The sequence below is a fragment of the Mycobacterium sp. TH-M15 genome, from assembly GCF_057473705.1.
The window spans coordinates 1-7,570 of the sequence record NZ_JBYCLB010000568.1 but is presented as its reverse complement, the minus strand read 5'-3'; the positions used below and the strand labels follow the sequence as shown (position 1 = coordinate 7,570).

Genomic DNA, 7,570 nt, shown 5'->3' with positions numbered 1-7,570 from the left:
CGCGGCGGCCCCGAAGCGATAGCAGACCGTAGTCAGCAGAGCGTGTGCTGAACGTACGATCTTCTCACCGGTGTTGAGCAGCAAGAAGTTTCCGGTGCCGTAGGTGTTCTTGGCCTCGCCCGCGGCCAGACAGACCTGCCCGACCATCGCCGCCTGCTGGTCACCCAAAATGCCGGTGATCGGCACCTCGCCTCGCAGCGGGCCGGATTTGGCGGTGACGGCGTGCCGGCGCCGTTTGGATGACGAGGACGATGCGACGATGCGCGGCAGCATCTTTCGCGGGATCGAGAAGAACGACAGCAGTTCGTCGTCCCAGTCGAGGGTCTCCAGATCCATCAGCATGGTCCGGCTGGCGTTGGTCACGTCGGTGATGTGCACACCGCCGCTCGGTCCGCCGGTCAGGTTCCACAAGATCCAGGTGTCACTGGTTCCGAAAAGCGCGTGCCCCCGTTCGGCGTCCTGGCGCACCTCGTCGACGTTCTCCAGGATCCACTGCAGTTTCCCGCCCGAGAAATACGTTGCCGGTGGCAGTCCGGCCTTGCGTCGGATGACGTCGCCACGTCCGTCCCGGTCCAACGCCGCCGCGATGTGGTCGGTGCGGGTGTCCTGCCAGACGATCGCGTTGCAGTACGGCCGCCCGGTGTTCTTGTTCCAGACCAGGGTGGTCTCCCGCTGGTTGGCGATGCCCAGGGCCGCCAGATCGTCGGCATGCAGTTTGGTGGTGTTGAGTGCCGACACCAACGAGGCGACCGTGCTCTCCCAGATCTCGAATGGATTGTGTTCCACCCAGCCGGCCCGCGGCAGGATCTGCTCGTGTTCGATCCGGTGTCTACCCACCTCGTGGCCGTCGTGGTCGAAGATGATGCACCGCGTGCTGGTCGTCCCCTGATCGATCGAGGCGATGAAGTCGGCCAACTTCTACTCCTGTCACTCGGTGTATCGTCCATCATGGCCTACCGGGACGACGACGCCTCGGTATTGCGCACCTGGACCGCTAGCGCGGCGGCGGCCGACTGCGCTCCGCCACGTGCGCGGTGTTGCGGGCGCGTTCGGCTCTGATGGCGGCGCGGCGGTTCTGCGCGCGGGTGCGTGTGCGGGTGGGCATCATCTGGGTGCGGCAGGTTTCCACCCGTCCGGGTGGTGCGGTGGCCGGTGGTTGCCCGGTGGGTCGACACAGCGCGGGGAAGAGCAGCCGAGCACCCGGGTAGGTGGTGTAGCCGTGCCCGGTCGGACGGATCCAGTCGATGGTGCTGGCGGTCCCGCCAACCCCAGAAGACTTTCAGCAGATGGTGTTTGCGACTGGCCAATGTACGTTCGGGGTTTCGTCAGAGCCCGAATGCTGGGTCCACCGATTACGCGAAGTACATTTCGATTCGTCGGGTGATCCGATCCTAGAGCGGCACAGCCGGCCAGTCTCAGATACTGTTGCCAGGCACGAAGCCGCGCCGGCGGTTGGCGTTGTACCAGACCGCGTCCATCACGCGCATCGCCGATCCGACACTCGTCGCAGTCGCCCCGGCCAGGTTGTCGGGTGCGGGCTGGATGTCAGTCACCACAAAGTTCACGAGACGAAACGCGTTCCACAGAAGTTGGAGTTAGGCACTGTGTGAAGCCGGGACCCCCGGTCCCGTTATTTGGCGGCCAGCGAGACCCCGAAGTCGCCGGCCGAATCGGTCCACCACCGGGTCAGCCGCAGCCCGGCGGTCGCGAGTTCCTCGGCCACCTTCTCCCGGCGGAACTTGCAGGACACCTCGGTGAGCAGCTCCTCGCCGGCGCCGAACTCGACGGTCAGGCCCAGCGCGTCGATCCGCACCCGCTGGGCGTGTTCAGCCCGCAGCCACATCTCCATCCGCTCGTCCTCGGCGTTCCACCGCGCCACATGCGCAAAGGCGTCCAGGTCGAAGTCGGCGCCGAGCTCCCGGTTCACCACCGCGAGCACGTTGCGGTTGAACCGCGCCGTCACCCCGGCTGGGTCGTCGTAGGCGGCCACTAGCCGGGCCGGGTCTTTGACCAGATCGGTGCCGAGCAGCAGGCTGTCCCCCGGCGCCAGCGCCGCGGCCAGTGCGCTCAGAAACCCGGCCCGCGGAGCGGTGGTCAGGTTGCCGATGGTGGAGCCCAGGAAGGCGAACAGCCGTCGCCCGCCACTCGGGATCGCCGCCAGGTGCCGTTCGAAGTCGCCGCAGACCGCCTCGATGGTCACCCCGGGGTACTCCCGCTGGATCGCCGACGTCGACGCCGCCAGCACGCCGGCGTCGACGTCGAACGGGACGAACCGGCGCAGCCCACCAGTGGCGCGCAACGCGTCCAGCAGCATCCGGGTCTTCTCCGAGGTGCCGCTGCCCAGCTCCACCAGGGTGTCTGCGTCGGTGAGCTCCGCGATCTCGGCTGATCGGGCGGCGAGGATTTCCGCCTCGGCCCGGGTCGGGTAATACTCCGGCAGCCGGGTGATCCGCTCGAATAACTCGCTGCCGGCGTCGTCGTAGAACCACTTGGGCGGCAGTGACTTAGGCTGCTGCCGGAGGCCATCTCGCACGTCACGGCCGAGTGCCCGGACGGCGGCGTCGGCGGCCAGGTGGTTGGCGAGCGACACCGTCACCGCGGCGCCTCCAGCGGGGTCACCCTGACCTCCTCGGCGGTGGCCTGCACCAGGTGTCGGTCCGGGATGTCCACCCAACGCGGGTCGTCGTCGTAAGGTTCGCTGGCCAGCACCACCCCGTCTCCGCTCCGCAGCATCGACAGGGTGTCGCCCCAGGTGGTCGCCAGCATCACCGATCCGTTTGTCGCCAGCACGTTCAGTCGCGCCTCCGGATCGGCGGTGCCGATCTTGCGCACCACGTCGCCGACCGAGCCAGCACCCTGACCGAAGATCAGCGCCGCCAGGATAGCGCTGTCACATGAAGATTCGGCGAGCGGTGACGCGGGCAGCACCCATCGGTCGACGACGCCGTTGTGTGACAACAACCAGGTGCCGTCGGTGAACGGGGCGGTCGCGCTGGCCTCGATCGGCATGCCGACACTGGCCGAGCGGACCGCGGCCACTACGCAGTGGCTGCTCAGCACCGGCGCCACCGAGGCTAATGACGCGTCACCCCACAGCGGCATCGCGCTGCGCCACCGCCGGACGGTCTCACCGTCGAAAAACCCCGCGCCCCAACCGTCGGCGTTCATCAGGCCGTGCTGCTGTCGGCGCGGCGCATAGGACTGCACCAGTAAGCCGTGCGGCGGATCGAGCATCAGCTGGGCAAGCGATCGAGGCTTGCCGAGCCAGCCCAGGTGCCGGCACATCAGACCGGCCCCGGTTCGCCGTCGACCGACCAGGCCAGCCGCACCCCGGCGAAGATCTGCCGCCGATAGGGATGGTCCCAGTTGCGGAAGCTGGGCCGCAGGATCGCCGGCGCCACCGCCCACGATCCGCCGCGCAGCACCCGGTAGTCACCGCCGAAGAACGGCTGCGAATACCGCTGGTAGATCATCGGGACGAACCCCGGCCATGGCTGCAGCGGCGAGCTGGTCCACTCCCACACGTCGCCGAGGAGCTGTTCGGCCCCGTACGCCGAGGCACCGGCCGGGTACGCCCCGACCGGCGCCGGACGCAGCGCCGCACCACCGAGATTGGCCAGCTCGGCGGACGGCTCGGCCGTACCCCACGGATAACGGCGCCGGACGCCAGCCGCCGGGTCCCAGGCACAGGCCTTCTCCCACTCGATCTCGGCGGGCAGTCGGGCACCGGCCCACGCCGCGTACGCCTCGGCCTCGAAGTAGCTGACGTGCTGGACCGGTTGATCGGCCGCGATCTCCTCCATCCGGCCGAACCGGGTTCGGGACGTGTGGTCCGCGCTCCAGAACTGCGGGGCGGTCAACCCGGCCTGCTCCCGGTGCCGCCAGCCGCGCGGCGACCACCAGCGCGGTTCCCGGTAGCCGCCGTCACCGATGAACTCCCGCCATTCGGCGTTGGTCACCGGCACCCGGCCGATCCGGAAGCCCGGGACGTCGATGACGTGCGCGGGGCGCTCGTTGTCCAGCGAGAACGGTTCGGACGCGGCGTCCACGCCCAAGACGAACTCGCCGCCTGGCACCAGCACCGAGGTTCCGGCCAGCCCGGGCCGGCCGGCCGGCAGCGGGTCGCCGGCGGGAAGCAGCGGAGCCCCGGTGCGCAGGTTCAGCGCCTGCAGCATGGTCTCGTCGTGCTGGTGCTCGTGGCTGAGCACCATCCCGAAGGCGAAGGCGTCGTCGACACCGTCGGACCCGGGGTCCAGCCGGTCCAGCTCGTCGAGGGCCCGAGAACGCACCGTCCGGCAGTACCTGCGCGCCTGATCCGGCGGGAGCAGCGGCAAGCCGGCCCGACCGGCGCGCGGGTGGGTGAACGCGTCGTAGAGCCCGTCGACGTCCGGTGGCAGCATCCCCGGCCGGGCCGGATCTCCGCCGCGCAGCAGCCACAGCTCCTCCTGCTGGCCGATGTGCGCCAGGTCCCAGACCAGCGGGCTCATCAGCGGGTCGTACTGCCGGCGCAGCTCGGCGTCGTCGAGGTCGACCAGCGCCAGCGTGCGGCCCCGCGCCCGGGCCAAGTCGTCGGCGAGGGCGTCCGGCCAGCTCACGGCTTTCCTCGCGCCAGCCCGGCGACGGTCGACCGGAGGCCGCGGTCGAGCACCCGGTCGTCGTAGTCGTCCGCCGGACAGCGGCCCCGCTCGACCGACTCCACCAACCGACTCATCGACTCGGTCAGCCCGAGGTCCGCCGGCAGCCGCTCGGCGGCGATCCGCACACACCGGACGGCGGCGGCGCGGATGCGCCCATCGCAGAGACCTGCCCGGGCGGCGTCGTCCCAGGCGACGGCCACCGGCGCGACCGCCTCGGCGGCCAGGTCGGCGGCGCCCGGATCGTCGAGCAGGGTGACCAGGGTGAACACCACCGCCGGCCACAGCCCGTCGTCGACGCTGTCCAGGTAGCGGATCTCCAGCCAGCCCCGCGGCCGCACCGGCGGGAACAGCGTGGTCAGGTGGTAGTCGAGGTCGGCGACGGTCGGACGGCGGCCACCGAGCAGCACCCGGCCGTCGGCCCAGTCGGCGAACGGCACGTACCGGGTGAGCGCGACCGCGTCGTCGTCGGTGTGCACCAACATCACCGGCGCGTTCAGGGCGTAGTGCGCCCATTCGGCGGCCGGGTCGGCGCCGGCGGGGTCGCCGAGGATGGGGCCGCAGCGTGCCGAGTCCAGCCGGCTCCACACCCGTTGCCGGGTCGACTTCCACCCCGACCGGTGCCCGCCGAGCATCGGCGAGTCGGCGGCGATCGCGACCATCGTCGGACCCAGGGCGTGGGCCAGCCGCACCCGCGCGGCCCACCCGTCTCGGGGCCCGGCGTCCAGGTTGACCTGAATCGATGCCGTCGATGTCATCATCGCCGCACCCGCCTCGCCGGTGCCGGTGGCGGCGAAGAACCGCTCCATAGCCCGGTACCGGGCGCCCGGGTTGACCCGCCGGACCGGCCGAAGCGGATCGGCGCCGAGCATCAGCAGGCCCAGCCCGGCGTGGACGAAGGCGGACTGCAGCACCGCCCGATCGCGGGCCATCGCGGCGATCGCGGCCCCGACGCCGGCCAGCGGTGGGCCGGACAGCTCTACCGCTCCACCCGGTTCGACGGTGACCACGCTCCCACCGGGCAGCACTGGCAGCGCCCGCAGCACGTCGCCGATCTCGTCCCAGCCGGGGCGACGACAGACGTCGGCCGGGTCGTAGCAGTGCGCCTCGACCTCCAGACCGACCCGGCCCACCGGGCCGTCACCGAGGCAGTCTCCGACGATGCGGGCTTCAGCCGACGCCGCCGACTCTGCGTCGGCGGTCTCGACGCCGGGGCAGCGGGCGCGGGGCCCACCGCCTGGTGACGCCTGCGACAGCACGCGTAGCCCCTTCGCCATGTCGGCCCCCGGTTATTGACCGAGAGTGTTCTGCATCGCTCCGGCCAGCACGTTCACCGCCGGTCCGCCGTTTCCGGATTGGCACACCTTGGCCTGCAGCAGCACGTTCTCCCGCAGCCGGGTCTGGGTGAAGCACCGCCGGTCGGTGTCGGCCTCCTGCTTGGCCCACGCGGCGTCGGTGCCGCTGGCCGGCCCGCCGGTGAAGCTCCACACCTGGGTGATCCCGTTGTCCAGGTGCATCGCCGTGGTCTGCCCGGAGCATCCAACCGTCCGGTCGGTGACGCGGTGGAACGCCCGGTCGGCGGCGGCGTTGGTGGCGAACACCCCGACCGCCTGTTTGACCAGGTGGTTCTGGGCGGTCGGCGAGGTCTGCGCGACCGCGCTGTTGAACGATGCGAGGTCGGGGTCGTTGTAGACCTCCGGCAGCCCGATGTCGGCCCAGTTGTTGCAGACCGGAAGGTCCACCCAGTACGCCTGGTAGGGATCGCGAACCACCGTCTCCACACCCATCGGCGCCCCGACGATGTTCCCGATCGACCCCTTGGAGAGCACCGCGTAGGAGACCACGCCCGGCTCCGACGGCTTGGCCGACGCGGTCGGCAGGCCGACCCACTCGGTCAGCCCCAACCCGGCGGCGGCGACCATCGCGACCGCGGGCAGCGCCGAAGTGGTGGCTCGCATCTGCTCGATCATGCCAGGCCGGTCGTCGGATCACTCGACGAGATCGTCGTCGGGAGGGCGGACCGGTGCGTTGTCGAGCGCCGTGAGCAGTTTCGTGGGATCGGCCGGGGCCCCTCCGTCCGACCCGTTTCGCCCGGCTACGCCGCCCTCACGATCGGCCGTCCAGGGCAGCGCCAGCAGCTGCCGGACGCTGCGCCGGCCGCCGAGGGCGCGTAGGAGATCGAAATCCGAGGTGACCAGGGATATCCCACCCGCGGCGCCGGCCGGATCGCCCAGCTGCACCGGCCCGGTCGTCGGCGTGGTCAGCCGCAGTGCGGGCAGACCACACGCTCGGATGGCCTGGTCGTAGCTGGTCGTCAGAAATCCGACGGCGACCGCGAAGGCTGGGTCGGCGGTGCGCGAACCGGGATCGCCCAGTGCGCCGCGGAGGTCGTGCTCGTGGGTGAGCACGTCGAAGACCAGTTGAGCCGCGACCAGGTCCGGGGCGAGCGCCAGCCGCTGCGTCACCGGTTCGATCAGCTGCCCCCACCGATCCAGCAGGTCGTCGAGGGGGTCGCCGGCGATCCGGTCGACCTGCGCCTGCGTCCACGCGTCGGTACCCGCCCCCTCCAGGTTGAGCGATACCACGTCCTGAGCGGTACCGGCCAGGTGGCCGGCCAGCTGCCGCACCGTCCAGGCCGGGCAGGCCGGCACCGTGTATTCGGCCGCGTCGCCGCGGCCGCGCAGCAGCGCGTCGATGCGGTGGTGGACCAGTCGGTAGGCCGCGGCCGCGTCGGCGGCGGATCGCAGCCGGGCAGGGCGGCTCGCCGCGCCAGTCCCGGACAGCTCGGCCGGGCTCCCCTCCGTCATCCGGACCACGCTACACACGGGTGGGCCGCGGCCGGGGAGGTCGCGGCGGTGTCGCGTTACCGGCCGGGCGCGACCGCCGCCGGGGCCTCACCCGGTCCGGGGTGCGCGTCCTCCGGCATCGCCGGCCCC

At 71.1% G+C, this 7,570-nt stretch carries 8 protein-coding genes; all 8 read right to left on the bottom strand.

The features are described from left to right. Positions 1 to 915, bottom strand: a 915-nt coding sequence (locus AC2VNT_RS13925) for an FGGY family carbohydrate kinase (protein ID WP_486947421.1), incomplete at its 3' end; no start/stop codon positions are given. A gap of 500 nt (positions 916 to 1,415) precedes the next feature. Continuing rightward, positions 1,416 to 1,565, bottom strand: a complete 150-nt coding sequence (locus AC2VNT_RS13920; protein WP_486947420.1) for a hypothetical protein — start codon at positions 1,563 to 1,565, stop codon at positions 1,416 to 1,418. Positions 1,566 to 1,630: 65 nt separating this feature from the next. Beyond that, on the bottom strand, positions 1,631 to 2,596 hold the full coding sequence (gene egtD, locus AC2VNT_RS13915; protein WP_486947419.1) for an L-histidine N(alpha)-methyltransferase: 966 nt from the start codon (positions 2,594 to 2,596) through the stop codon (positions 1,631 to 1,633). Further along, positions 2,593 to 3,285 carry an ergothioneine biosynthesis protein EgtC gene (egtC, locus tag AC2VNT_RS13910; protein WP_486947418.1) on the bottom strand — a complete coding sequence of 231 codons (693 nt, stop codon included), beginning with the start codon at positions 3,283 to 3,285 and terminating at the stop codon, positions 2,593 to 2,595. Before egtC ends, egtD begins: the two co-directional genes overlap by 4 nt. After that, a complete protein-coding gene (gene egtB, locus AC2VNT_RS13905; RefSeq protein WP_486947417.1) occupies positions 3,285 to 4,595 on the bottom strand; it encodes an ergothioneine biosynthesis protein EgtB in 1,311 nt (436 codons plus the stop codon). Before egtB ends, egtC begins: the two co-directional genes overlap by 1 nt. After that, the gene (egtA, locus tag AC2VNT_RS13900) at positions 4,592 to 5,911 is read right to left on the bottom strand and encodes an ergothioneine biosynthesis glutamate--cysteine ligase EgtA (RefSeq protein WP_486947416.1); all 1,320 of its coding nucleotides are present in this window, start codon (positions 5,909 to 5,911) and stop codon (positions 4,592 to 4,594) included. The genes egtB and egtA overlap by 4 nt, the downstream gene beginning before the upstream one ends. Positions 5,912 to 5,923: 12 nt before the next feature. Beyond that, positions 5,924 to 6,556, bottom strand: coding sequence for a sensor domain-containing protein (locus tag AC2VNT_RS13895; protein WP_486947422.1), 633 nt, complete (start codon positions 6,554 to 6,556; stop codon positions 5,924 to 5,926). Between the two features lie 66 nt (positions 6,557 to 6,622). After that, positions 6,623 to 7,441, bottom strand: a complete 819-nt coding sequence (locus AC2VNT_RS13890) for a maleylpyruvate isomerase family mycothiol-dependent enzyme (protein ID WP_486947415.1) — start codon at positions 7,439 to 7,441, stop codon at positions 6,623 to 6,625. Positions 7,442 to 7,570 lie beyond the last annotated feature (129 nt).

What these genes read in the sequence shown, in the direction of transcription:
- AC2VNT_RS13895 (WP_486947422.1), bottom strand. Translation starts at nt 6,556, where the DNA reads ATGGTCGCCGCCGCCGGGTTGGGGCTGACCGAGTGGGTCGGCCTGCCG.
- AC2VNT_RS13890 (WP_486947415.1), bottom strand. Translation starts at nt 7,441, where the DNA reads ATGACGGAGGGGAGCCCGGCCGAGCTGTCCGGGACTGGCGCGGCGAGC.
- egtC (WP_486947418.1), bottom strand. Translation starts at nt 3,285, where the DNA reads ATGTGCCGGCACCTGGGCTGGCTCGGCAAGCCTCGATCGCTTGCCCAG.
- egtA (WP_486947416.1), bottom strand. Translation starts at nt 5,911, where the DNA reads ATGGCGAAGGGGCTACGCGTGCTGTCGCAGGCGTCACCAGGCGGTGGG.